Annotated in this window: 1 rRNA gene; it reads left to right on the forward strand. The window is 47.1% G+C overall.

Going from position 1 to position 263, the window contains the following annotated elements:
* Positions 1–125: ribosomal RNA gene (locus tag RJP21_RS31095) — 23S ribosomal RNA — on the forward strand; the annotation flags it as partial.
* Positions 126–263: the final 138 nt, after the last annotated feature.

Consider the following 263-nt stretch of genomic DNA (forward strand, 5'->3'; position numbering starts at 1 on the left):
CCCCCCTCAAGATGAGATTTCCCAGTATGTAAGACCCCTTGAAGACGACGAGGTAGATAGGTTGGAGGTGGAAGTGCAGCAATGCATGGAGCTGACCAATACTAATCGGTCGAGGGCTTATCCTAAATAACCCACCAAAGTGAAGAGCAGCTTCGTAGCTGATTTCGAGTACTTTGGCGGGGCCCGGAACAAAAAGTGAAGGGTAACGCTACGGAGTATTTAAAACGCAAAACGTTTCGTATCTAGTTTTCAGGTGATCAAAC

This window comes from Paenibacillus sp. VCA1 (assembly GCF_031583795.1).
Lineage (GTDB): Bacteria > Bacillota > Bacilli > Paenibacillales > Paenibacillaceae > Paenibacillus_AQ > Paenibacillus_AQ albilobatus.